Origin of the sequence: Billgrantia endophytica, assembly GCF_002879615.1 — a bacterium.
Lineage (GTDB): Bacteria > Pseudomonadota > Gammaproteobacteria > Pseudomonadales > Halomonadaceae > Halomonas > Halomonas endophytica.
The window spans coordinates 148,075-171,410 of the sequence record NZ_PNRF01000007.1 but is presented as its reverse complement, the minus strand read 5'-3'; the positions used below and the strand labels follow the sequence as shown (position 1 = coordinate 171,410).

Sequence of the window (23,336 nt, the reverse complement as noted above, 5' to 3'; positions counted from 1 at the left end):
GTCGAGGCGACCCTTGCCTTCCGCGCCACAGTGGACGCCGATCTGCCAGGTCTGTTGTATCAGGAAGCTGATGCCGGCCTGCTTCTTGACCTCGATGTCTCCGAGGTGGCGGATGCGGCCAGGCTGGCCTGGCGGTGGGGGCCGCCCAAGTGCCTGGGGTAACCCAGGGCCTCGATGGCCAGCAGGTCGATATCGCTCGTGCGGTAGCTCCAGCCGCGCTCGGCCAGCATGAGGCTGGCCGCTTCCATCGCCGCCTGCGGGTTGGCCGCGTCGTCGCGTACCGCATGTGCAAGCGTCGTCAGCAGGCTGCCTTGGCGGCTGACCACCACGCCCTGGCGCAGCACCTTGAGGAGGTTGGCCACGGCCTGTTGGCAAGAGGCATCGGCCCCCAGGGTCACCAGCTCGGCCAGTGCCCCCCGGTCTGGCACGACCAGCGCCAAGTCGGCCTCGATGCCGTCCAGCTCGGCGGCATCGGCGGGCGACAGCAGGGCGATACGCAAGGCCTGTGACGGGCACGCCGCGGACGCGTCGGGTGCGATCAGGCAGGCTTGTGTCGACTCCTCAGGCTGGTCGGTAAACGTGATGCCGGCGCGTTCGGCGTTGTCCTTCAGACGATCGAAGAGGGGATGCTCGCCGAGCAGGGCGATGTGGGTCAGCGCCGGGGATTCGCCCGCCTCGGGCACCTTGTGCGTGGCGCGGGCGGCAAAGAAGGCATGAATCAAGCCCGCCCGCTGGGGGGAGTCCATGCAGGAGAGGAACAATTCGCGCTCGCGGCGCAGGCCTTCGGCCAGACTGCCCTCGGTACTGGCGGAAATGGCCTCGATGCAACGGAACGGTGAAAACAGTTCCGGCACCTCGGCCTGGAGCCTGACCCGGTAGTCGGCGATAGTCTCGGGGCTGGCCTCGGGGGCCGGCAGTTCGCCGGTCACACGGGGCGCAAGCTTGCCCTCGAGCACGTCACGGGCAGCCGCCAGACCGGCCTCCAAAGGGCTCTGCGCGTCGCGAATGGCATCGATGACGCCCAGCGACAGAGCCTCTTCGGTGCTGGCGAAGCGCCCGCTGGTGATCAGGTCCAGAGCGGCTTCGATGCCGACGAGCCGCGGTAGACGCTGGGTGCCGCCGGCCCCTGGTAACAGCCCGAGCTTGACCTCGGGGAGGCCGACCCGGGTGCCCGGCAGGGCGACCCGCAGCTGGCAGCCGAGGGCGACCTCGAGCCCGCCACCGAGCGCGGTGCCATGAAGCGCCACCACGATGGGCTTGGGGCTGGCTTCCAGGTGGGCGATGACATCGGGCAGCAGCGGGGCCTGAGGAGGCTTGCCGAATTCACGGATATCGGCGCCGGCAATGAAGGTGCGGCCCTTGGCCACGAGTACCAGGATGCGCGCCTGGCGATCCTCGGTACCGCGGGTCACGGCCTCGACCAGACCCAGGCGCACGGCCTGGCCCAGGGCGTTCACCGGCGGATTGTCGATGGTGATCACGCCAATATCGTCGTGGCGCCGGTAGTCGATGGGGGGTGTCATGGTTGGCTCCCTTTGGTGGCAGTCGTGGGGGTGGAGGGTAACGACATGCGAAACCTCATGATTCGATGGGACGCGACAGCTCGCGCCAGGCAGCATAGGTGCTGAGGAACGTCCGGCCGCTCAGGTCGTCGAGAAAATCGCTGCGTTTGAGCCGGTCCATGACCGGTCCCTTCACTTCCGCCAGATGCAGGGTCACCCGCGAATCCTTGAGGCGGGCGTTGATCGCATCGAGGCTTTCCAGTGCCGAGGCGTCGATCAGGTTCACCGCCGAGCAGATCAGCACCACGTGTTCGAGCCCGGGGCGGGCCGCCACAAGGTCGTAGACGGTGTCCTCGAGGTAGCGTGCATTGGCGAAGTAGAGGCTTTCGTCGATGCGCAGCAGCGCCAGATGACTGGCGGTCTCGGTCTCGTGACGCTCCATATTGCGGAAGTGCTCGGTGTCGGCGATACGGCCGACAAGCGCGCTGTGAGGGCGACTGGTGCGATAGAGGAAGAGCCCGATGGAAAGTGCGACCCCGCTGATGATGCCGGCTTCGACGCCTTCGACCAGGGTCAGCAGGATGGTGACCGCCATGGCCGTGAAGTCGCTGCGGGAGTAGCGCCAGGTCTGACGGATCATCGGCAGGTCAATCAGGGTGAGAATCGAGACAGTGATCGTCGCGGCCAGGGTGGCGATGGGCAGATGGTGGAGCGCCGGGGTAAGAAAGAGCGTTACCGCCCCGATGCCGATCGCGGCGAAGAATCCCGCCAGAGGCGTCTGCGCCCCGGCGTCGTGGTTGATTACGGTGCGTGTCAGGCCGCCGGAGACGGGCATCCCCGCCGTGAACGCCGCGGCGACATTGGCGCCACCGAGCCCGATCAGTTCCTGGTTTGGCGAGATGCGCTCACGCCGCCGGGCAGCGAGCATCTGGCCCATTGAAACGGACTCGACGAAGCCCACCACGCTGATCAGCAGTGCCGGTATCAGAAGGGCGTGCCATAGCGAGGCGTCGAATCCCGGGATGGTCAGGGACGGCAACCCCTGGGGAATGTCGCCGATCACGGCCACCCCCTGCTCGGCCAGCTCGAGGCGCCAGGTGGCGGTCGTCGTCGCGAGCACGGCGAACACGGGGCCGGCACGCGTGATCAGGTCGGCCAGCGAGCGCGGCAGGCCAATTCGACGAAGTGCGGGCCTGCCGTATTGACGCAGCAGCAGCAGGAACACAAGGCTGCCGCCGCCGATGGCGAACGTGGCCAGGTGCAGCTCCGGCAATGCCAGGATCAATTCCGCCAGCCTGGGGAACAGGTCCGGGGCCGTCAGTTCGATGCCCAGCAGATGGCCGGCCTGGCTGGCGGCGATGAGGACGCCCGATGCCGAAAGGAACCCGGCGATGACCGGGTGGCTGAGGAAATTGGCCACGAAGCCCATCCGCAGCAACCCCATGGCGAGCAGTATCAGCCCCGAGAGCAGTGCCAGCACCAGTGCCGCATGCAGATATTCCGGCGTACCGGGTGCCGCGACGCCCGAAAGTGCCGCCCCGGTCATCAGGGCGACGATGGCCACCGGGCCGACCGCCAGGGTGCGGCTGGTCCCCAGCAGGGTATAGGCCAGCAGCGGCAGCAGGCTGGCATAGAGGCCCACCACGGCCGGCAGCCCGGCCAGCACGGCATAGGCCAGGGACTGTGGGATCACCATGACAGTGACGATGATGCCGGCAAGAAGATCGGCGCCGCCCAGCCGTCCATTGTAATGGGGCAGCCAGGTGAGGATAGGTAGGTAGCGTTTGAACATCCCGTCTCTTCATGTCGGGGTGAAGGAAGCACATCGACCAGACTAAACGATATTGGTGGATGGGTTGAGTCTTGGTTAGCATCAGGTGAAATAAACCGGACGTATCGACGACCACTGCCCTCAGGACACGCCATGAAACCCCAAACCATCGCCCTGCATCACGGCTATCAGCCCGACGATCAACACGCCGTGGCCGTGCCGATCCACCAGACGACTTCGTTCTCGTTCGACAGTGCCCAGCACGCGGCGGACCTCTTCGACCTCAAGGTCGAAGGCAATATCTATTCACGGATCATGAACCCCACCTGCGCGGTGCTGGAGCAGCGTATCGCCGCTCTCGAAGGCGGTATCGCCGGCCTGGCGGTGGCCTCGGGCATGGCGGCGATCACCTATGCCATCCAGACCATCGCCGAGTCGGGAGATAACATCGTCTCGATCAGCGAGCTGTACGGCGGCACCTATAACCTGTTCGCCCATACCCTGCCGCGGCAGGGTATCGAGGTGCGCTTCGCCGACAAGGACGATATCCATGGCATCGAGTCGCTGATCGACCCGCGCACCAAGGCGGTGTTCTGCGAGAGTGTCGGCAATCCTTCCGGCAGCGTGGTCGACATGATGAGGCTGGCGGAAGTCGCCCATCGTCATGGGGTGCCGGTCATCGTCGACAACACCGTACCGACCCCCTTCCTGTGGCGACCGATAGAGCACGGTGCCGATATCGTCATCCATTCAGCCACCAAGTACATCGGTGGCCACGGTACTACCGTGGGCGGCGTCATCGTCGATTCGGGCAAGTTTCCCTGGGCCGAGCATGCTCAGCGCTTCCCGCTACTGAATGAACCGGACGTCTCCTACCATGGCATCAGCTACACCCGCGACGTGGGCGAGGCTGCCTTCATTGCCCGCGCCCGGGTGGTGCCGCTGCGCAACATGGGGGCCGCACTCTCCGCCCAGGCTGCCTGGAACCTGCTGCAGGGCCTGGAGACGCTGTCGCTGCGCATCGAGCGGATCTGCGACAATGCGCGGCGCGTGGCCGACTATCTGGAAGGGCATCCGCTGGTGACCTGGGTGCAGTACGCCGGCTTGCCGGGACACAAGGACCACGAACTGGCCCAGCGCTACATGAATGGCCTGGCCTCGGGCATTCTCAGCTTTGGTATCAAGGGGGGCAGGGACGCGGGTGCGCGCTTCTACGATGCCCTGGGGCTGGTCCTCCGGCTGGTCAACATCGGCGATGCCAAGACCTGCTCGTCGATCCCCGCCTCGACCACCCATCGGCAGCTCAACGATGACGAACTCAAGGCGGCCGGGGTGACCGCGGACATGGTGCGGCTGTCGATCGGCATCGAGCATGTCGATGACATCGTCGCCGACCTGGAACAGGCCCTGATTGCCAGCCAGGCCTGACCCCTCTACGGGTCCTGCCTCACCCGTGAGGCAGGACCCGCTGCTGATCGATCGGTGCCCGTGAATCCATGCTCTGCTTCACTTCTTGTTTCTGCCTCATTGGCCCAGAGTGCCGTGTCTATTCCATGAATCCAGGGCCGTGAAGGCAGCGGCGTTTGTTGATGCAGGTCAACACCACTTGATTTTGCACGCTTGCTTTGCCGAAAGGCGACTGGGCGGACATCACTTCTTCATGCTTGGATGCCAGCACATTGACGGCTCCTCTCTCCAGGGAAGGAGTTCCCATTCAATGTGAACCGGTCACGGCAGACTGCCATGACCGCTGTCACTAGACACAGGGGGCGCGCTTTCCTCTTCGGGTTGAACCCGGCGTTTTCAGCGCGAATATCTGATGAAAAAGAACAAGAGCGAATTTTTAAAAAGTCTGCTGGTCTTCAACTTGCAGAACAAGATACTGCTGCTGGTACTGGTGCCGTTGATCATATCCTCATCATGCCTGTTGGTGCTGGAGGGCCTGGAGCGGATCAATTCGAACGAGGCGCAGCTGGAGCAGCAGCGTCAGATGCTGCTCGAGTTGCGCCAGCAGGGCGTGGAGGGAGTCGTCGAGATCACCAGGACCCTGGTTCAGAGTCTGGCGGTCGACGCCGATGACGCGGCGGTGGTACAGCAGAGAGCCATCGACTTGCTGCGAGATCTTCGCTTCGAAGGCGACAACTATGTTTTCGTCTTCGATTACGAGGGCACCATGCTGGCGCAGTCGGCCAACCCTGAGCAGGAAGGGCGCAACATGCTGGCCGCCACGGACCCAAGTGGAAAACCGCTGATTCGCGACATGATCGATATCGCCCGCAGCGGTGGCGGCCACTATCAGTACGAATGGAATAACCCGGCCACCGGTCGGGTCGAGACGAAGCACTCCTATGCCATGGGCATTCCCGAGTGGAACTGGGTGATTGGTGCGGGGGTGTACGCTACCGATGTGGACGCCACCATGGCGTCCATCGAGCAGGAAGCCAGGCAGCTTCTCATCGAAACGCTGATCAGGCTCTTTTTCATTACCTCGGCGATCAACTTGACCATTACCTTCATTGCGATATGGATCACGCGCCGTACCGTCAGGCAGGTGCGCCGTACCGCCAGTGCCATGAACGAGATCGCCCAGGGAGTGGCCGAGGGCAGGGGTGATCTGACCCGTCGCCTGACCGTCACCAGCCGCGACGAGATCGGTGAGCTCGCCAGTCAGTTCAATGGGTTCCTGGCTCGGATACAGGTCACGTTGAGAGACGTGCGCGAGAGCGCCAATAGCGTCTATGCGGTGTCGCGCACCATCTCGCAGAGCAGCGAGGAACTGGCGTTTCGCACTGATCAGGCGGCGGCCAATCTGCAACAGACCTCGTCCGCCATGGAAGAGATCACCGCCACCGTGCAGAACAACACGGAGCACACCCAACAGGCTGACAGACTCGTCCAGTCCAGCGCCGAGGTGGCGCGGCAGGGCAAGGAGTCGATGGAGCGTGTTGAGACGACCATGGATGAGATCAGCGAATCGTCAGCGCAAATCGGTGAAATCGTGTCGCTGATCGACGGTATCGCCTTTCAGACCAACATTCTGGCACTGAATGCCTCGGTCGAGGCCGCCAGAGCCGGGGAGCATGGCCGGGGATTCGCCGTGGTCGCCCAGGAGGTGCGCACCTTGGCGCAGCGCTCCTCCAATGCCGCCAAGGAGATCCGCGGCTTGATCGACGAGTCGGTGGTGCGTATCGGACAAGGGGCGGAGATCGTGCATCAGGCCGGTATCACCATGCAGGAAATTTTTGCCAGCATCACCAAGGTCAACGATGTCATTTCCGAGATCAGCAGCGGCTCCCGGGAACAGAGCGTCGGCATCCACGAGGTCAATACCGCCGTCAGTCAAATGGACACCATGACCCAGCAGAATGCGGCCATGGTGGAGGACAACACCAATACCGCGCTGGCCATGCGCGGCCAGGCGGAGAGATTGACCCGGCTGATCAATACCTTTGTGCTCGGGGGGGAGGCATCACCGCCCATGGAACCAAGCAGTGCAGAACACAGGCCACGATTGCCGCTGGCCGTCCTGCCGAGCGAGTACGTTTAGCAAGCCGCGCCGCGCTCTGTTTTTTTCTCCCCGTGGGAGCGGCGCCCTTGTTCTGCCGGGAATGAGCCGTCTGGGGTGGTGCTGTTTGAGGATACGTCCTGATAACGCCAGTCTGTAGTATCGGCCTGCCCGTCGTCGACTTGAGTGACGCTTTGGTCTGTCAGGCCAAAGTGCGGGTATGGCGCGCACTCGCCAGGCGTTACTATCTTGTTACATCAATAACAAAGAGATGAGACGTCATGCGGATACTGATGTTTCTGCTAGCCATGGTGTCGCTTGCCGCGGGCCTTTTTCTTGCCGGCGATGCGGGGGCCGGGTGGCAGGTGTTCTCCAGCCTGGGCCTTGGAGTCCTGGCAGGAGCGCTGCTATCCCTGACCGGAGTGGCAAGCGTCTACCAGGCGAAGCCCGAAACCCTTGAACAGGGGCGGCTGTCAACATGGCTACCAGTGACCCGTGACTATTTTTCGCTTCGCCGCATGGCCCACGGCCTGATCCGCCAGGCCAGCAATACCGCCATCGCCTCGGCTGAAGTGTCACACCATGCGGATCGCATGGACCAGCGCCTGGAGCGCCAGGGGTCTACCGTTCGTGACGCGTCCTCGAGCATGGCTTCCATTACCGCGGCCATCGAGCAGGTCGCCGCCAGTGCGGCCAACGTGGCGAGCCTGGCCAGCCGCTCCCGTGACGCCAGTCATGTCAGCCGCGAAGCGCTGGGTCAGGTCATCGAGGAAATGCAGGTATTGGCCGAACGCTCCGAAGAGGCGCTCGAGTTGCTCAACATGCTGAGCCAGAAAGCCGATAGCGTACGTCATGTCACATCGCTGATCGAGGAGATCGCGGAGCAGACCAACCTCCTGTCATTGAATGCCTCGATCGAGGCGGCCAGGGCCGGTGAACATGGCCGCGGCTTCGCCGTGGTGGCCGGAGAGGTGCGCCAGTTGGCGGGTCGCACGGCAGATGCCACCCGCAACGTCGAGGCCCTGGTCGGCGACATCGGTGACAGCAGTCACCGCGTGGTCGATACCATCGGCCACCTGATGCAGCGCGTGGGCGACCGGGCCAAGGAAATGGGCAAGGTGGGCGAGCAGTTGACCGAAATGACAGGAAACTTCGATCAGGTCGAAAGCGAGATCCGCTCCATTGCCGAGGCCATGGACGATACCAACCGGCACTCCCAGCGCGTGGCCAGCACTCTCTCGATGCTGGAGAGTGAAACGGAAGCGGGAAATCGAGACATGCATGGCCTGGCAGGCCAGGCCAGGTCACTGATGGAGGGTGCCGAAGCAGTGGACGCGGCCCTCGCCCAGCAGCGCCTGGTGGGGCGCCACCAGCAGGCGTTCGAGGCCGCACGGAAAGCCGCTACAACGATCGGCAAGCTACTCGAGTCCGGTATCAAGCGGGGCGATCTCGATGCGGATACCCTGTTCAACCCCCGGTACACCCTCATTCCCGGTACCAATCCCGTTCAATACCACGCGATATATGATGGCTTCACCGACGAGCACTTCCCGGCCATTCAGGAACCGCTACTGGAACGGCTGGGGTTGGCCTATGCCATTGGTATCGATCGCAAGGGGTATATCCCCACGCATAACCTGAGCGTCAGTCAGCCGCCAACGGGGGATTACGCGAATGACCTGAAGTTCTGTCGCAGCAAGCGCATCTACGAAGATCCCACCGGACAGCGGTGTGGAACCCATGAGGAAACCTTGCTCCTGCAGACCTACAAGCGTGACACCGGGGAGATCATGCATGACCTGTCCGTCCCGATCTATGTGTCCGGAAAGCACTGGGGTGGCTTCCGGGTCGGCTACAAGCCCGAGGCGGCCTGACACCGCTCAGGGCCTGTACTGGCGCATGAAACGGCGGTCCAGCCGGCTTTTCCAGATCAGGCTGAGGCGGCCCGCCCACCAGCGGTGGCCTCGAATGGCGAGGCCCGTGCCATGGCCCAGGTCGAGAATGGCGAGCGCCCGGGTCTGCGGCACATAGGAACTCAGGCCGGCTCCCTTGAGCCGTGCCGCCAGGTTGGCGAGAAGCACCGGAGCCTGGCGTACCCCATAGACCCCCAGTCGAGGCAGCGGGTGATCGATCATGGCGGCACAATCTCCAGCCGCAAAAATATCCGGTTCACCCGTGCTCTGCAGCGTCTCGTCGATGGCCAGGCCCCGGCCTTCGATCACTGGCAGGCCCAGGTGGTCGAATACCCTTGGCGGGGTAAGCCCGGTGGCGTAAATGACGTGGTCGGCTTCCAGCACGCTCGGGCGATCTTGATCCCCCATGCAGACCACCGACACCCCGCCCGGAACATGCCCCGTGGCCCGAGTATCGGTGTGCATCGCAATGCCTCGTCGAGACAAGTGCCGAGCCAGCCACCGCGATGCTCCCGGCGGGCCGCCTTCCAGCACGCGCTGGCCGCGGTTGACCAAGGCAACATCGAGCCTGGCGCCATGGCGCCAGGCCAGCTCCCGCAGGTTGCAGGCGAGTTCAATACCGCTGGAGCCGGCACCCACCACGACCACGCGGGGGTGGCTTCCCCGACGAAAGGCGGCTTCCAGCCGGCGTCGGAAGCCCACCAACTGTGCGATCGGCTTGACGGACCACACGTCAGGGCCCTGCGGATGGGCCGATGGCGCTGCGGCGTATGACCCGAGATTGAGCGACAGCAATGTGAACGGGATGGCACGTCCATCAGCCAGCTTGGCGGCTCGCGCCTGGATATCCAGGCCGGTGAGGCGGCCTCGCAGCGGCGTGGCGCCGTATCGTCTGGCTAACTGGCGGGGGTCGATTCTGCCCTGTGCCGGTGAGTACCGGCCTCCCATCACTCCGGCGGCCATGCCCGAATACCAGAAGGCCCCCGGATCCACGACCGATACGTCGGCGCCGGCGAGCCGATGGCGGTGGCGAATCAGATAGAGATGCGCATGCCCGGCGCCCACCAGCAGTATGTGCGGGCGGCTGTCAGTGGTTGCCAGGCGCTTCATGCCGGGCGAATCAACCCGTGCGACTTGGCTGGTTGACGGCACCTTCCGATTCCGGTGCTGGCGCTGAAACGCGGGCGCGTGACGACCATGCCGACCAGGAATAGAGCGCAAGGCTGATCCAGATCAGCATGAAGGTGATCAGCTGAACGCCAGACAAAGGCTCGCGGAAGACCAGCAGGGCGATGCCGAACTGGATGGTCGGGTTGAGATACATCAGAAAACCGAGCGTGGCCAATCGCAGGCGCCTTGCAGCCCCGGCAAAGGCCAGCAGGGGAAGTGCGGTCATGATTCCGCTGGCCACCAGCAGCAGGGTGGTGGCTGGTTGGCCGAGGAAGTGGGACAGGTCGGGCCGACGACAGCCAGGCGAGGGCCAGCAAGCCGAGTGGAAGCAGCAGCAGGGTTTCCACGAACAGGCCTGACAACCCATCGAGGGGCACCTGCTTGCGCAGCAGACCATAGGTACCGAAGGAGAGGGCAAGGGACAGGCTGATCCAGGGAAGCTCACCCAGCAGCATCAGTTGAATGCCGATCGCAAGCCCCGCCATCAGGACGGCCACGCTCTGGAGGCCGGCCATGCGCTCGCGGAGCACCAGCATGCCGAGTGCCACGTTGACCAGCGGAGTGAGGAAGTACCCCAGGCTGGCCTGCAATACCTGGCGGCTCTCGACGGCATGGATGTAGAGCCCCCAGTTGAAGGCAATCAGCAAGGCACAGCCCAGTACCCGGCCCAGGCGCCTGGGTTCGGCCAGGGCTTGTCGTATCGGGTGCCAGCGCTTCATTACCGTGACCAGCCCCACCAGAAACAGGCAGGACCAGATGATGCGATGGATCAGGATCTCGAATGCGGGGACACCCTCGAACAGGGCGAAGAACAGGGGAAAGCAGCCCCACATGACATAGGCGGTCAGGCCGAAGACAACGCCTTTCGTGGCTTCGGGGTCGTGACGGAGCTGGGGGGGCATGCCGGTCTCTCGTGCAAAAGCGTTAACTTAGCAGCCTATTAGATTCGACGCCATGCGCAAGGCCGCCTCGGACCTTCCGCATGCAGCGCATCAGGCTGACGTGACGCACTGGCTGGGTTAGGCTGGAGTGATGGTGATTCACCCAAGGGAACCGAGATGAGTGACTTGCGTACGACACTGGTGCAATGCGACCTGCGTTGGGAAGACCCGGATGCCAACTGCCGCATGCTGGAAGCGGAACTGGGCGACCTTGATGGCACGCAGACCGACCTGATCGTGCTGCCCGAGATGTTCTCCACTGGCTTTACCATGAATTCCCGGGAAATGGCCGAGCCCATGGAGGAGAGTCGCACTGTCGCCTGGCTGCGAGAGCAGGCGATGCGACGGGGCTGTGTGATGACCGGCAGCGTGGCCGTGGTGGAGGAAGGTCACTATTACAACCGCCTGATATGGGCCCGTCCCGACGGCAGTGGCGTATATTACGACAAGCGCCACCTGTTCCGGATGGCTGGCGAGCATGAGCGCTACTCCATGGGTCATGAGCGCGTCATCGTGACGCTAAAGGGATTTCGTATCCTGCTCAGCGTCTGCTACGACCTGCGTTTCCCCGTCTGGCTGCGTCAACAACCCACGCCGGGTGAGCATTTCGAATACGATGCGCTGCTGTGTGTCGCCAACTGGCCGGCACCGAGACGGCATCCCTGGCGCATCCTGCTGCAGGCCAGGGCCATCGAGAACCTTTGCCCGGTCATCGGCGTCAACCGAGTCGGTCAGGATGCCAATGGCATGGGTTACGCGGGCGATTCGATGCTGGTCGACTTCAAGGGCGAGGCGCTGATCGATGAACCCCGCGATCGGCCTTTCGTCGAGACGGGAGTGCTTTCCCGGAGTGAGCTCGATGCCTTTCGCGAGAAATTCCCGGCGTGGCGGGATGCTGACCACTTCAATGTTGCCGATGGGGTTGGCTTCTGATGCGGCTGGATCGCTTTCTGTCCGAAACCACCGACCTGACCCGCAGTCTGGCCAAGAAGGCACTGCATCGTGGTGATGTCACCGTCAACGGCGAGGTGATCAAGCAGTCGGCCCACCAGGTTTCCGGGGGCGATCGGATTCTGTGGGAAGGGCAACCGCTTGAGCTGGTTGGGCTTCGCTACGTCATGCTCAACAAGCCAGGCGGCGTGGAGTGCAGTTCGCGACGAGGGCTTTATCCGTTGGTGGGCGACTTGATCGAGCTGCCCAGGGCCGAACGGTTGCGAACGGTAGGGCGGCTCGATGTGGACACCACCGGCATGGTGCTGCTGACCGATGATGGCCAGTGGTCCCACCGTGTCACCTCGCCGCGCAAGCGCTGCGGCAAGGTCTACCGGGTAACGCTCGGCGAAACCCTGGAGGGAGATGCACTGCGAGAGGCCATGGCCCGTTTCCACGAGGGGCTTGCGCTAGCGGGTGAGGAGAAGCTGACGATGCCGGCCGATCTCACCATGCGGTCGCCGACAGAGGCCGAGCTGACCCTCTACGAAGGCAAGTATCATCAGGTCAAGCGCATGTTCGCCGCCATCGGTAATGCCGTGGTGGCGCTTCATCGCGAGTCGATCGGGCCCCTTGTGCTGGGCGACCTGGCCGAGGGCCAGTGGCGCGAGCTGAGCGATGACGAAGTGGCGATGTTCTGACGTGGCCCCTGCGTAGAATACGAAACACACTTTATACCGTTATCTTTCATGCCAAATTCCGTTGCTGCCACCTCCATTGATGACGGTCAACAGAAGGGAGGGCAATCACCAGTCAGACGCATCGCTTCGTCAGCGTCTGATGGACAACCCCGCGGCGGCAACCAGGGCCCGGGTATAGTCGGAGGCGGGTCGCTCCAGAACATCGAGGCAATGACCTTCCTCGATCAGTTCGCCATCCTTGAGCACCATGATCCGATGTGCCATGGCGCGAACCACCGCCAGGTCATGGCTGATGAAAAGATAGCTCAGGCCCCGTCTGGCCTGAAGATCACGGAGCAGTTCCACGAGTTGCTTTTGCACCGTGCGGTCCAGCGCCGAGGTGGGCTCGTCGAGTACCACCAGTTCCGGTTCGAGGATCAGTGCCCGGGCCACGGCAATGCGCTGGCGCTGGCCTCCGGAGAACTCATGGGGGTAGCGGGCGGCACAGTCGGCCGGCAGCCCCACTTCCTTGAGCGTTGCCTGCACGCGTTCGATGACCTCGGCTTCCTTGAGCCCGGGGTAATGGAAACGCAGCCCCTCGCTGATGATTTCCGATACCGGCAGGCGCGGCGATAGCGAACCATAGGGGTCCTGAAAGACCACCTGAAAGCGACGGCGGCGTTGCCGCAGGTTATTGCCGCTCAGCATGTCCAGGCGTTCGCCATCGAAGCTGATCTCGCCCAGGCTTTCTGTCAATCGAAGCAGTGCCATGGCCAGTGTGGTCTTGCCGGAGCCGGACTCGCCGACGATGCCGAGGGTTTCACCGGGGGCAATGTCAAGATTCAGCGGCTTCACCGCCACGAAGGCGGGTGGCCGTTTGGCGAAGAGCCGCTTGGGACGCTGGAAACTGACCGACAGCGCCCGGGCCTGCAGCAGCGTTCCGCCAGCCGAAACGGGCGCTGGGCGGCCGACCGGCTCTGCATCCAGCAGGGAGCGGGTATAGGCGCTGCGGGGTGACTGGAATACCTCGTTCACCGGCCCGGTTTCCTGCTCTCTGCCATTGAAGAGCACGCAGACCCTGTTGGCGTGTCGCCTGACCAGATTGAGGTCGTGGGTAATGAAAAGCATCCCCATGCCATGACGGTCCTGCAGTTCGGCGAGCAGGGCGAGAATCTCCTGCTGTACGGTGACATCGAGCGCCGTGGTCGGCTCGTCGGCGATGAGCAACTCGGGATCGTTGGCGATGGCCATGGCGATCATGACCCGCTGGCGCTGGCCACCAGAGAGCTGGTGAGGCCAGGCATCGAGTAGCTCATCGGGGCGTGGCAACTTGACCTGTTCCAGCAGGGTCCGGGCTCGCTCACGAGCCGCACGACCCGACAGGCCCTGGTGTAGCCGAAGGGTCTCGCCGATCTGCTTGGCCACGGTGTGCAGTGGATTCAACGAGGTCATGGGCTCCTGAAAAATGAAGCCTACGCGCCTTCCCCGCAATGCCTGCCAGTCACGGGGCTTGAGGGTCGTCAGGTCGGTATCGCCCAGCCATCGGCCACCCTCGACCTGAGCGTTACTGGGCAGCAGGTTCATGGCACCCAGGGCGGAAACCGATTTTCCCGAACCGGATTCGCCAACCAGCGCCAGCGTTTCGCCGCGACGTATCTCGAGAGAGAGTTCGCTCAGGACGGTGACACCATCGAAGGAAATGGTGAGTCGGTCGAAACGCAGCAGTTCTTGAGTGTGCGCATCAGGCATTGGCGGGTATCCGGGTAGGTGCTGCACTCGAACCGTGCTGGATATGGCGAGGATCGAAGGCATCGCGCAGACCCTCGCCGATGAAGACGAGCAATGACAGCATCAGCGACAGGCTGACGAAGGCCGTGATGCCCAGCCAGGGGGCATGGAGGTTGTTCTTGCCCTGGGCAACCAGCTCGCCCAGCGAGGGTGAGCCCGGCGGTAGGCCGAAGCCGAGGAAGTCGAGAGCGGTTAATGTGGTAATGGCACCGGTGAACAAGAAGGGAATGAAGGTCAGGGTCGCCACCATGGCGTTGGGCAGGACATGGCGCCACATGATCAGGCGCGATGGCAGGCCCATGGCCTTGGCGGCGCGGACGTACTCGAGATTGCGTGCCCGGAGGAACTCGGCGCGCACGACGTCCACCAGGCCCAGCCAGGAAAACAGCAGCATGATGCCCAGCAGCCACCAGAAGCCGGGCTGCACCATGCTGGCCAGGATGATCAGCAGGAAGAGCATCGGCAGACCCGACCAGATTTCGGTGAGGCGCTGGCCTATCAGGTCGGTCTTGCCGCCGAAATAGCCCTGAATGCCACCGATGATCACACCCATGACCAGCGAACCCGCGGTCAGTACCAGGGCGAAGAAGACAGAGAGACGGAAGCCGTAGATGACCCGGGCCAGGACATCACGCCCCTGATCGTCCGTGCCCAGCCAATGGCGCCCATCCGGCGAGGAGGGGGAAGGGCGCATCATCTGCATGTCGAGCGTCTGATAGGAGAAGGGGATCAGGGGCCACAGCGCCCAGCCATTCTCGTCCAGCTGCGCCTGGATGAAGGGGTCGTGGTAGTCGGTGCGCGTTGGCAGGAAGCCGCCGAACTCGGTTTCGGGATAGTCCACCAGCAGGGGAACGTACCATTGGCCGTCGTACTGCATCACGAGTGGCTTGTCATTGGCGATCAGCTCGGCGGCAAGGCTCACCGCGAACAACGCCATGAAGATCCAGAGGGATACCCAGGCACGCCGGTTGTGGCGGAAGACGCTGATGCGCCGGCGCGTAATGGGGGAGAGCGAGGAGGTGTTGAACGCAAGGGTCATTGGCTCAGGACTCCCGGGTCTCGAAATCGATGCGTGGATCCACCCAGACATAGGTGAGGTCGGAGATCAGCTTGAGTATCAGGCCGATCAGGGTATAGAGAAACAGGGTACCGAAGATGACCGGGTAGTCGCGCTGCATCACGGCCTCGAAACCGAGCAGCCCAAGGCCTTCCAGCGAGAAGATCACCTCGATCAGCAGTGAGCCGGTAAAGAAGATGGAAATCAGGGCGCCAGGCATGCCGGCAATGATGATCAACATGGCATTGCGGAACACGTGGCCATAAAGCGTACGGCGGTCGCTGGCTCCCTTGGCCCGGGCGGTCAGCACGTACTGCTTGTGGATTTCATCGAGGAAGCTGTTCTTGGTGAGCATCGTCAGGGTGGCGAAGCTGCCTATCGTCATGGCGATCACCGGCAGCGTGATGTGCCAGAAGTAGTCCTTTACCTTGCCCCAGGTGGATAGCTCATGGAAATCAGGCGAGGTGAGTCCGCGTAGCGGGAAAAAGTCCCAGTAGCTGCCGCCGGCAAACAGCACGATCAAGAGAATGGCGAACAGGAAGCCGGGAATGGCGTAGCCGACGATGACCAGCCCCGAAGACCAGACATCGAAGCGGGACCCGTGCCGTAGCGCCTTGCGAATGCCCAGGGGAATCGAGATCAGGTACACGAGCAGCGTCGTCCACAGGCCAAGCGAGATCGATACCGGGAGCCGCTCGATCATCAGCTCCACCACCGGTCGGTCGCGAAAGAAGCTGTTGCCGAAATCGAAGGTGGCGTAGTCGCGAATCATTCCGAGGAAGCGTATATGCGCCGGCTTGTCGAAGCCGAACTGCTGCTCGAGCTGCTCGATGAAGCGAGGGTCCACACCCCTGGCGCCCCTGGATTCGTCGCGGACGACCACATCGCCCCCACCCGCATCCAGCCGGGTGCTGACCATGCTGTCCACTCCTTCGAACCGGGCCATCATCTGATCGATGGGCCCGCCCGGGGCGGCCTGGACGATGATGAAATTGAGCAGCATGATCCCCACCAGGGTCGGGATCATCAGCAGCAGGCGGCGAAGGACGTAGCGGCTCACGATAGGTCATCCTTGTGAATGCGGCAGAGGGTCATGTCGGCACGGCCTATCGGCGGCGAAGGCGCTGATTGATTTCGTTTTCACGCTCGGTGTCGACCCACCAGGCGGACATGTCGAATCCATACGTCGGGAAAGGCTCGGGATAGCCGAACTTGTCCCAGACTGCGATTCGTGTCTCGCCGGAATGGTAGTGGGGGATCATGATGAATTTCCAACGCAGGACTCGATCCAGGGCTCGGGCGGTGGTGTTCAACTCATCGCGACTGTCGGCACGAATGAGGCGCTCCACCAGGTCATCCACCGCCGGACTCTGCAGACCCATCAGATTGCGGCTCTGAGGGCTTTCGGCGAATGCGCTCGTCCAGTATTCGCGCTGCTCGTTGCCGGGGTTGTTGGACTGGGGGAACTGCCCGGTGACGACCTCGAAGTCAAAGCTTCTCAGGCGATTGAGATACTGATTGATATCGACGATGCGAAGGGTGCTCTGGATGCCAAGTCGCGACATGTTGCGAAGCATGGGTTGCACCACTCGCTCCAGGCCGCTGTCGAACAGCATGATCTCGATGCGCAAGGGGCGGCCGGATTCGCTGTTCACGAGTATGCCATCTCTTACCTCGTAGCCAGCCTCGCGCAGCAGGTCGTAGGCGATCCTGAGCCGCTCTCGCAGGTCGAGAGGATGATCGATAGGCAATGTCTCATTGAATACAGCATCGGGCAGCTCGTTGCGATGGGGCTCCAGCAGCGCTAGCTCCTCTTCGCTGGGCGGCCCCTCCGCCGCCATTTCGGAATTCTGGAAATAGCTTTCGGTGCGGCTATAGGAATCGTAGAAGAGGTTGGCATTGAGCCAGGGAAAGTCGAAGGTGAGGTTCAGTGCCTCACGCACCCGGGGGTCCTGGAACGTCTCCTGTCGCAAGTTGAAGATGAAGGCCTGCATGGGCGAAGGCTGCCCATCGGGCACGGTGATTCGCTTTACCAGCCCATCCCGGTAGGCGGGAAAATCGTAGCCGATCGCCCAGGTGGCCGCGCGGGCGTCGGTGCGGTAATCCATGACACCGGCCTTGAAGGCCTCCCAGGCGATATCACGGTCGCGGTAGTAGTCATAGATGAGCCGGCCGATATTGTGTCGCCCGCGGTTGACAGGCAGGTCTCGACCCCAGTAATCCGGCAACAGCTCATAGACGATGCGACGGCCGGGCTCCACCTCGGCAAGGCGATAGGGGCCGGAACCCGGGTGGCGTGCCAGGGTCGGTGAGCCGAACTCCCGCTCTTCCCAGTAGTGCTTCGGCAGTATCGGCAGTTGACCGACGATCAGCGGCAGTTCCCGGGAATGGTTGGTGGCAAATTCGAATCGCACGGTATGGCGATCGATGACATCGACCCGTTCCACATCGGCGTAATAGCCCCGGTAGAAGGGATTCCCCTCCTCGATCAACAGCTCGAAGCTGAAAGCGACATCCTCTGCGGTGACGGGTTCGCCATCATGGAAACGTGCCTCGGGGCGTATGTCGAATTCGATCCAGTAGCGCTCGGGGTCCAGCCGGATGCCCTCGGCCAGCAGGCCGTAGACACTGAACGGTTCGTCGGGATTCATTACCAGCAGCGTGTCATAGATTTCGCCAATGCCAATCGCCGGCGTACCGCGAATGATGAAGGGATTGGTCGAGTCGAAGCTGCTCCCCACCGCGGCACGGGTGATACTACCCCCCTTGGGGGCATCGGGATTGACGTAGGGGAAGTGGCTGAAACCGACCTCCAGCTCCGGCTCGTCATAGAGCGCGAGGCCATGAACGGTGGGGACCGTATCGGGCTCGTCGGCAAGTGCCGATGAAAGCCAGCCTACGGCCAGGGTGCTGATGAAAAGGCAGCGCATGACGGGCAGCATCGATGACATCCTAGCTGGGCCTGTACGGTATCCGATTGAACACGCCATAAGGTGTCAGGGTGCCCGCAGCTTGTAAACCTCCGTGTTGAATCCAGTTCCACGCTATCCCCACGTCTCGGTCAGCGTGCGGCCAGGCTGCGACGTGGAATGGACAAGACCTGCCCCTCGTGGATGACATCGCTGTCGAGGCCATTGTGCTGACGGATTTCGGCCACGCTGATGCCGTGCTGTGTCGCGATTGCCGACAAATTGTCGCCGCGCTGGACGAAATGTTGCCTGTCACTGTCGGGAACCCCGCCTGGTGACGGACTGCTGAGTTCCGCCAGCACCGCCTCCTCCTGTTCGACGGGCACCAGCATGACTTCGGCGGTAGAGGGGTTGGCGCTGCCGTTCGTCAGGCCCGGGTTCAGCGCTGTCAGGTCGGAATGGCGCATGCCGGTCAGGTTGGCCAGTTGGGCGAGATCGATAGGCTTGTCCACGGGCACCTTGGCAAAGGCTGGCGCGTCATCGATCTCGGGCAGCTTTACGCCGTAGGCATCGGGATCGGCGATGATGGCGGCGATGGCGTTGAGCTTGGGAAGGTATTTCATGGTCTCGCCGGGGAGCTGCAAGTGCCAGTAGTCGGATGGCTCGCCACGCGTGGCAGCCGCATGGCGGGCACGGTTCACGGTGCCGGCTCCTGCGTTGTAGGCTGCCAGGGAGAGTTCGAGATCCCCTTCATACCACTGCTCGGCCTGAAGTTCGATATAGTCGAGAGCAGCCTGGGTGGAAGCCACAACGTCCAGGCGGCCGTCATAACCACTCTGGCGGCTCAGGCCCAGGGCGTCGGCCGTGCCTGGCATGAATTGCCAGAGTCCGGCGGCGCCACGATGGCTCTGGGCCTGCGGATCGAAGGAGCTTTCGACGAAAGGCATCAGCGCGATCTCGCCAGGTAGCCCACGAGCTTCCACCTGTTCATTGATCCACGCCATCCAGGGGCGCGCCCGCTCGATGATCTCTACGACATTGGCCGGATTGCTACGGTAGTGCTCGATCCATTGCTGAACGCGTGCATCCTGGCGACGATGCTGCCATTGCAGGTTGTCGCGCAGTCTCTCCCAGGTATCGCCAGGCATGGTCTGTAGCTGCAAGTCATCCCAGAAGTGGTGCATGGGGAAGACGTTGTAGGCGCCGGGGTGGGGCGCAGCCTGGGTGTACGTGCCGGCAACCGTCAGTACGCCGATCAGGGCCATGCTACTGGTCAGGCCAATGAATCGGCGCCGGGCCGTTCGGTAGGTCATGATATTTTCCTCCAGGTCGCAGGGGCGGCGTGACGGATAGCCGCCAGGGCGCATCCATGGATGTTCGTCAGAAGCTGTCTTTCCAGGCACGCAGCGTGGCAAGCGTCGCCTGGTCGGTATCGGTGCCGCCATGTGCCGCGGCGGCGGCGCGAACGCCAGGATCGGCGCAGCGCAGAAAGGGATTGATGCGCTTCTCGCGCCCCAGAGTGCTGGGCAGGGTGGGGCGATTGAGATCCCGTGCGCGCTGGGTGTCGCTCAGAGCCGCTGCGACGTCCGGGTTGTTCGGGTCGGCGGCGGCGGCAAATCGGAGGTTGGCCAAGGTGTATTCGTGGGCAGCAAATACCAGGGTGTCATCCGGAAGCTGGCCGAGTGCCTGCAGCGAACGATGCATCTGTTCGGGCGTTCCCTCGAAAAGACGACCACAGCCAGCCGAGAACAGCGTGTCACCGCAGAACAGAAGAGGGGGGATGCCGGCGGTAAAGAAGGCGATATGATCGAGGGTATGCCCCGGTACGTCCATTACCACGAAGCGTCGACCCATGATGCGGCAGGTATCGCCTTCGCCGACTCGTTCATCGATCCCTTCGATCTGCGGGTTGTGCGGCCCGGTGACATGAGGACCATAGCGCTCGATCAATTCCGGCAGGCCGCCTGTATGATCAGGGTGGTGATGTGTGATGAGAACGTTGGCAAGATGCAGCTTTTCGCGTTCCAATACCTGCAGAACCGGACCGGCATCTCCGGGGTCCACCACGCAGACATCGGGGCTCGTATCCTGGCGTAGTAGCCAGATATAGTTGTCGCTAAAAGCGGGGATCGGTGTCACGCTCAGCATGGGCAGTATGTCCTCGTCGCGTCGTCAACCGGGTATGAACTGCAGGGCGCCGGCCCGTTACTTCGCGAGCCCACATCGAACCGATGTGGGCTGTCACCAAGAGCCATCGCCATGGCGGCCGAATGCTGCCATCTTGCTAGAAGTTGCCCGCAAAACCGGTGATCATGGAGGCTATGGACGACAATGTCAAATCCACATGGCGCGATTGACTTGGCGGAGCTATATCGGGAAGGGCAGCGTTACTGGTCGAGTGCACAGGGCATGGCGCACTGGCGCGCCGAGCGGGCCTGCCTGGGGCCGGTCTGTGAGAGGCTGCATGGTGGGCACAGGCTGGAAATCGGAATGGCGCCGAGCCTGACCGACATGTCGCCCATCCGCCATGGCATACGCTGGGCCCCGACGTGGGAGCTGGCCGAGCAACCCGCAACGCTGGTATGTCCCCCCGATGCCATCGCCTTGCCCGATGAATGCCTGCATCTTGTCCTGGTGCACCATCTCCTCGAGATCGTGCCCAACCCTCATCGCCTGCTCCAGGAGGCGGCCCGGATCACGTCCGACGATGGCTGTCTCATCATCTTCGGGTGGGCGCCTCTGGGGCTGGCGGGCATGGCGAGGCTCTCGCCAGGGCGGCGCAGCCGCCTGCCCTGGCGTGGACAGTGGCGAACGCCGGCGAAGCTACGCGACTGGCTTGCGTTTGTGGATTTCCGGATCGAACGGGTAGACTACTGCGGCTTTCACTTGCCCGGCAGCATGCCGGGAAACGCGACACTGGAAACCATTGGACGACGCCATAACGTGCCCTTCGGCGACAGCTATATCATTCGGGCCCGCCGCCGGACGAAGATGGCCCAGATCCAGCGCCCTCGATTGCGCCTGGGCGGCGCGCTCGGCAACGGAGCGCTGGGCCATGCCTCGCAGGTGAGTCGCCCCGCAGAGAAACCCAGCAAAAGGACAGCCGAGGTTGAGTGATACCCAGCATGATGCACCGCTTCCCAGCGTCACCGTCTATACTGACGGCGCTTGCCGCGGAAACCCCGGACCGGGTGGATGGGGGGCGGTACTGAGCAGTGGTCAGCATGAAAAGACCCTGAATGGCTTTGAGCCGAACACCACCAACAATCGCATGGAGCTGATGGCGGCCATCATGTCGCTGCGTGCTCTGAAACGCGAGTGCAAGGTGGAGCTGTGGACCGATTCCGAGTACCTCCGCAAGGGCATTACCGAATGGATCCATGGCTGGATGAAGCGTGGCTGGAAGACTGCCAGCCGTCAGCCGGTCAAGAACGCCGAGCTGTGGCGTGAGCTGCTGGAGGAAGCAGGCCGGCATCAGATCCAGTGGCACTGGGTCAAGGGCCATAGCGGTCACCCGGGCAATGAACGTGCCGATGCGCTGGCCAATGCAGCCATAGACGCGCACCGGGTCAGGCCGAAAACCGCCATCAAATAAACGTGAGTATGACTACCCCATGCGTCAGATCGTTCTGGATACGGAAACCACTGGCATCGACCCTCGTGACGGTCATCGACTGATTGAAATCGGAGCGGTGGAGATGATCAACCGTCGTCTCACCGGTGCGACCTATCACCAGTACATCAATCCACAACGTGAGGTGGAAGCCGAAGCAATCGCGGTGCACGGCATCACCAATGAAGCGCTCGCCGACAAGCCGGTCTTTGCCGAGGTGGCCGATGCCTTCTGGGATTTCATTCGCGGTGCCGAGTTGGTGATTCATAACGCGGCCTTCGATGTTGGCTTCATCGACAACGAGTTCACGCTGCTGCAGGCGGTGCGTAGTGGGCCAAACCTGGGCCCGGTCGCCGAGTATTGTCGTATTCTCGATACACTGAAGCTGGCTCGTGATCGACATCCGGGACAGCGCAACAACCTCGATGCGCTGTGCAAGCGTTACGAGATCGACAACGGCCGGCGCGTACTTCATGGCGCCCTGCTGGATGCCGAGATTCTCGCCGAGGTCTACCTGGCCATGACCGGTGGGCAGACCGCCCTCACGCTGGATGCCGAAGAGGGTGGCGACAGCCAGGGTGTGTCTGGAGGATTGTCGATTCGCCGCCTGGCGCTGGCACCGGGTAACCTGAAGGTGTTGCGTCCAGGAGCGGAGGAGTTGGCGGCACATCAGGCCAAGCTGGACCGGATTCGTCAGGCGGCGGGCACCTGTCACTGGGACGCACTGGCCTCGGAGCCGGGCTTGGTCGGGCGACTGGACTGATGTTGCGGCGCGAACTGCCAGCTGAAGTATCCGCCGGCCGGGTGATCCGGATTGCCAATGGGCGTATCGCCCCCGGGTCGGACGGAACGCCATTGCAAGACATGCAGGCGTGGACGTTGCAGCTCCAGCCGCTCTGCTACTGGCAGGATATGCCCGTGGCACTGTCCGTAGAAGAGCAGGCCGGGCAGAACTGGCCGGATGGCCGGGCCTGGCTGGCACGTCTGCCCGAATCCTGGTTCCCCCTGGTTTCCACCGCGCTACAGGTCGCTGCCTGGCTGCGTGATCACCGATTCTGCGGGCGCTGCGGAGCGGGAGCGACTCGGCTGGACGTCGAATTCGCCATGCACTGTCATCAATGCGGACACCGCAATTATCCGCGAATATCGCCTTGTATCATTACCCTGGTGACTCATGGCAATGCCATGTTGCTGGCGAGAAGCCCACGCTTTCCCCCGGGACGCTTCTCCACCCTGGCGGGCTTCGTCGAGCCGGGCGAGTCCGCCGAAGAGGCCGTGCACAGGGAAATCCACGAGGAAGTCGGCATTACGGTCGGCCGGGTACGCTACTACCGCAGCCAGGCTTGGCCTTTCCCCCACGCGCTGATGCTGGGCTTCTTTGCCGAGGCGGCCAGCAGGCGTATCCGCATCGATGGGATCGAGATAGCCGATGCCGCCTGGTTCCTGCCCACACGCCTGCCCCAGTTGCCTCCCCCTTATTCCATATCCCGGGCGCTGATCGAGACACATCTCGCCGAGGTGGCAGCCAGCGGTTCCTGAATGCGACACGGGCCGCCA

The 23,336-nt window shown here is 62.9% G+C and carries 19 protein-coding genes and 1 pseudogene; 9 read left to right on the top strand and 11 right to left on the bottom strand.

From position 1 onward, the window contains the following. Positions 1-59 precede the first annotated feature (59 nt). Entirely contained in the window at positions 60-1,523 is a 1,464-nt protein-coding gene (locus C1H69_RS02745) for an enoyl-CoA hydratase/isomerase family protein (protein WP_102651875.1), read from the bottom strand. A gap of 55 nt (positions 1,524-1,578) precedes the next feature. Then, the gene (locus tag C1H69_RS02740; protein ID WP_102651874.1) at positions 1,579-3,294 is read right to left on the bottom strand and encodes a SulP family inorganic anion transporter; all 1,716 of its coding nucleotides are present in this window, start codon (positions 3,292-3,294) and stop codon (positions 1,579-1,581) included. Positions 3,295-3,426: 132 nt separating this feature from the next. Here C1H69_RS02740 and C1H69_RS02735 point away from each other — a divergent pair, with 132 nt between their 5' ends. Then, entirely contained in the window at positions 3,427-4,701 is a 1,275-nt protein-coding gene (locus tag C1H69_RS02735; RefSeq protein ID WP_102651873.1) for an O-acetylhomoserine aminocarboxypropyltransferase/cysteine synthase family protein, read from the top strand. A 118-nt stretch (positions 4,702-4,819) separates the two neighbouring features. Here the strand turns inward: C1H69_RS02735 and C1H69_RS24350 are convergent, their stop codons facing one another. Beyond that, the gene (locus C1H69_RS24350; protein WP_276308741.1) at positions 4,820-4,951 is read right to left on the bottom strand and encodes a hypothetical protein; all 132 of its coding nucleotides are present in this window, start codon (positions 4,949-4,951) and stop codon (positions 4,820-4,822) included. Between the two features lie 141 nt (positions 4,952-5,092). Between C1H69_RS24350 and C1H69_RS02730 the strand changes: the two genes are divergently transcribed. Both C1H69_RS02730 and C1H69_RS02725 read left to right on the top strand, forming a co-directional pair. Further along, positions 5,093-6,820: a methyl-accepting chemotaxis protein gene (locus tag C1H69_RS02730; RefSeq protein WP_102651872.1), complete on the top strand. Its 1,728-nt coding sequence runs from the start codon at positions 5,093-5,095 to the stop codon at positions 6,818-6,820. A 239-nt stretch (positions 6,821-7,059) separates the two neighbouring features. Continuing rightward, entirely contained in the window at positions 7,060-8,652 is a 1,593-nt protein-coding gene (locus tag C1H69_RS02725; RefSeq protein WP_240609787.1) for a methyl-accepting chemotaxis protein, read from the top strand. Positions 8,653-8,658: 6 nt separating this feature from the next. Here the strand turns inward: C1H69_RS02725 and C1H69_RS02720 are convergent, their stop codons facing one another. Next, on the bottom strand, positions 8,659-9,801 hold the full coding sequence (locus C1H69_RS02720; RefSeq protein WP_102651871.1) for an NAD(P)/FAD-dependent oxidoreductase: 1,143 nt from the start codon (positions 9,799-9,801) through the stop codon (positions 8,659-8,661). A 10-nt stretch (positions 9,802-9,811) separates the two neighbouring features. Then, a pseudogene (gene rarD, locus C1H69_RS02715) lies at positions 9,812-10,763 on the bottom strand (EamA family transporter RarD). A gap of 156 nt (positions 10,764-10,919) precedes the next feature. Here rarD and C1H69_RS02710 point away from each other — a divergent pair. Next, complete coding sequence (locus C1H69_RS02710; RefSeq protein WP_102651870.1) at positions 10,920-11,735, top strand: amidohydrolase; 816 nt, start codon at positions 10,920-10,922, stop codon at positions 11,733-11,735. After that, complete coding sequence (locus C1H69_RS02705) at positions 11,735-12,433, top strand: pseudouridine synthase (RefSeq protein WP_102651869.1); 699 nt, start codon at positions 11,735-11,737, stop codon at positions 12,431-12,433. The genes C1H69_RS02710 and C1H69_RS02705 overlap by 1 nt, the downstream gene beginning before the upstream one ends. Before the next feature lie 129 nt (positions 12,434-12,562). Here C1H69_RS02705 and C1H69_RS02700 read toward each other — a convergent pair whose 3' ends face one another. The 6 genes from C1H69_RS02700 to gloB form a co-directional block, all read right to left on the bottom strand. Continuing rightward, on the bottom strand, positions 12,563-14,161 hold the full coding sequence (locus C1H69_RS02700; RefSeq protein WP_102651868.1) for an ABC transporter ATP-binding protein: 1,599 nt from the start codon (positions 14,159-14,161) through the stop codon (positions 12,563-12,565). Then, positions 14,154-15,239: an ABC transporter permease gene (locus tag C1H69_RS02695; RefSeq protein ID WP_102651867.1), complete on the bottom strand. Its 1,086-nt coding sequence runs from the start codon at positions 15,237-15,239 to the stop codon at positions 14,154-14,156. The genes C1H69_RS02700 and C1H69_RS02695 overlap by 8 nt, the downstream gene beginning before the upstream one ends. A 4-nt stretch (positions 15,240-15,243) precedes the next feature. Then, entirely contained in the window at positions 15,244-16,317 is a 1,074-nt protein-coding gene (locus C1H69_RS02690) for a microcin C ABC transporter permease YejB (RefSeq protein WP_102651866.1), read from the bottom strand. 46 nt (positions 16,318-16,363) lie between these two features. Next, positions 16,364-18,199 carry an extracellular solute-binding protein gene (locus tag C1H69_RS02685; protein ID WP_240609786.1) on the bottom strand — a complete coding sequence of 612 codons (1,836 nt, stop codon included), beginning with the start codon at positions 18,197-18,199 and terminating at the stop codon, positions 16,364-16,366. Positions 18,200-18,318: 119 nt separating this feature from the next. After that, positions 18,319-19,479 (bottom strand): transglycosylase SLT domain-containing protein, encoded by a 1,161-nt coding sequence (locus C1H69_RS02680; protein WP_102651979.1) that lies wholly within the window; start codon positions 19,477-19,479, stop codon positions 18,319-18,321. Positions 19,480-19,546: 67 nt separating this feature from the next. Continuing rightward, on the bottom strand, positions 19,547-20,314 hold the full coding sequence (gene gloB, locus C1H69_RS02675; RefSeq protein ID WP_102651865.1) for a hydroxyacylglutathione hydrolase: 768 nt from the start codon (positions 20,312-20,314) through the stop codon (positions 19,547-19,549). A 183-nt stretch (positions 20,315-20,497) separates the two neighbouring features. On the opposite strand from gloB, the gene C1H69_RS02670 reads away from it, so the two are divergent. The 4 genes from C1H69_RS02670 to nudC are packed head-to-tail and all read left to right on the top strand — an operon-like array spanning position 20,498 to position 23,318. Further along, positions 20,498-21,283, top strand: a complete 786-nt coding sequence (locus C1H69_RS02670) for a methyltransferase domain-containing protein (RefSeq protein WP_102651864.1) — start codon at positions 20,498-20,500, stop codon at positions 21,281-21,283. Beyond that, the gene (gene rnhA / locus C1H69_RS02665; protein WP_102651863.1) at positions 21,276-21,761 is read left to right on the top strand and encodes a ribonuclease HI; all 486 of its coding nucleotides are present in this window, start codon (positions 21,276-21,278) and stop codon (positions 21,759-21,761) included. Before C1H69_RS02670 ends, rnhA begins: the two co-directional genes overlap by 8 nt. 19 nt (positions 21,762-21,780) lie before the next feature. Further along, on the top strand, positions 21,781-22,542 hold the full coding sequence (gene dnaQ, locus C1H69_RS02660; protein WP_102651862.1) for a DNA polymerase III subunit epsilon: 762 nt from the start codon (positions 21,781-21,783) through the stop codon (positions 22,540-22,542). Continuing rightward, the gene (gene nudC / locus C1H69_RS02655; RefSeq protein WP_102651861.1) at positions 22,542-23,318 is read left to right on the top strand and encodes an NAD(+) diphosphatase; all 777 of its coding nucleotides are present in this window, start codon (positions 22,542-22,544) and stop codon (positions 23,316-23,318) included. Before dnaQ ends, nudC begins: the two co-directional genes overlap by 1 nt. Positions 23,319-23,336 lie beyond the last annotated feature (18 nt).

Bases quoted from the DNA above. Each gene is read 5' to 3' on its own strand.
- C1H69_RS02745 (WP_102651875.1), bottom strand. From the start codon at position 1,523: ATGACACCCCCCATCGACTACCGGCGCCACGACGATATTGGCGTGATC.
- C1H69_RS02740 (WP_102651874.1), bottom strand. From the start codon at position 3,294: ATGTTCAAACGCTACCTACCTATCCTCACCTGGCTGCCCCATTACAAT.
- C1H69_RS02735 (WP_102651873.1), top strand. From the start codon at position 3,427: ATGAAACCCCAAACCATCGCCCTGCATCACGGCTATCAGCCCGACGAT.
- C1H69_RS02730 (WP_102651872.1), top strand. From the start codon at position 5,093: ATGAAAAAGAACAAGAGCGAATTTTTAAAAAGTCTGCTGGTCTTCAAC.
- C1H69_RS02725 (WP_240609787.1), top strand. From the start codon at position 7,060: ATGCGGATACTGATGTTTCTGCTAGCCATGGTGTCGCTTGCCGCGGGC.
- C1H69_RS02720 (WP_102651871.1), bottom strand. From the start codon at position 9,801: ATGAAGCGCCTGGCAACCACTGACAGCCGCCCGCACATACTGCTGGTG.
- C1H69_RS02710 (WP_102651870.1), top strand. From the start codon at position 10,920: ATGAGTGACTTGCGTACGACACTGGTGCAATGCGACCTGCGTTGGGAA.
- C1H69_RS02705 (WP_102651869.1), top strand. From the start codon at position 11,735: ATGCGGCTGGATCGCTTTCTGTCCGAAACCACCGACCTGACCCGCAGT.
- C1H69_RS02700 (WP_102651868.1), bottom strand. From the start codon at position 14,161: ATGCCTGATGCGCACACTCAAGAACTGCTGCGTTTCGACCGACTCACC.
- C1H69_RS02695 (WP_102651867.1), bottom strand. From the start codon at position 15,239: ATGACCCTTGCGTTCAACACCTCCTCGCTCTCCCCCATTACGCGCCGG.
- C1H69_RS02685 (WP_240609786.1), bottom strand. From the start codon at position 18,199: ATGCTGCCCGTCATGCGCTGCCTTTTCATCAGCACCCTGGCCGTAGGC.
- C1H69_RS02680 (WP_102651979.1), bottom strand. From the start codon at position 19,479: ATGACCTACCGAACGGCCCGGCGCCGATTCATTGGCCTGACCAGTAGC.
- gloB (WP_102651865.1), bottom strand. From the start codon at position 20,314: ATGCTGAGCGTGACACCGATCCCCGCTTTTAGCGACAACTATATCTGG.
- C1H69_RS02670 (WP_102651864.1), top strand. From the start codon at position 20,498: ATGTCAAATCCACATGGCGCGATTGACTTGGCGGAGCTATATCGGGAA.
- dnaQ (WP_102651862.1), top strand. From the start codon at position 21,781: ATGCGTCAGATCGTTCTGGATACGGAAACCACTGGCATCGACCCTCGT.
- nudC (WP_102651861.1), top strand. From the start codon at position 22,542: ATGTTGCGGCGCGAACTGCCAGCTGAAGTATCCGCCGGCCGGGTGATC.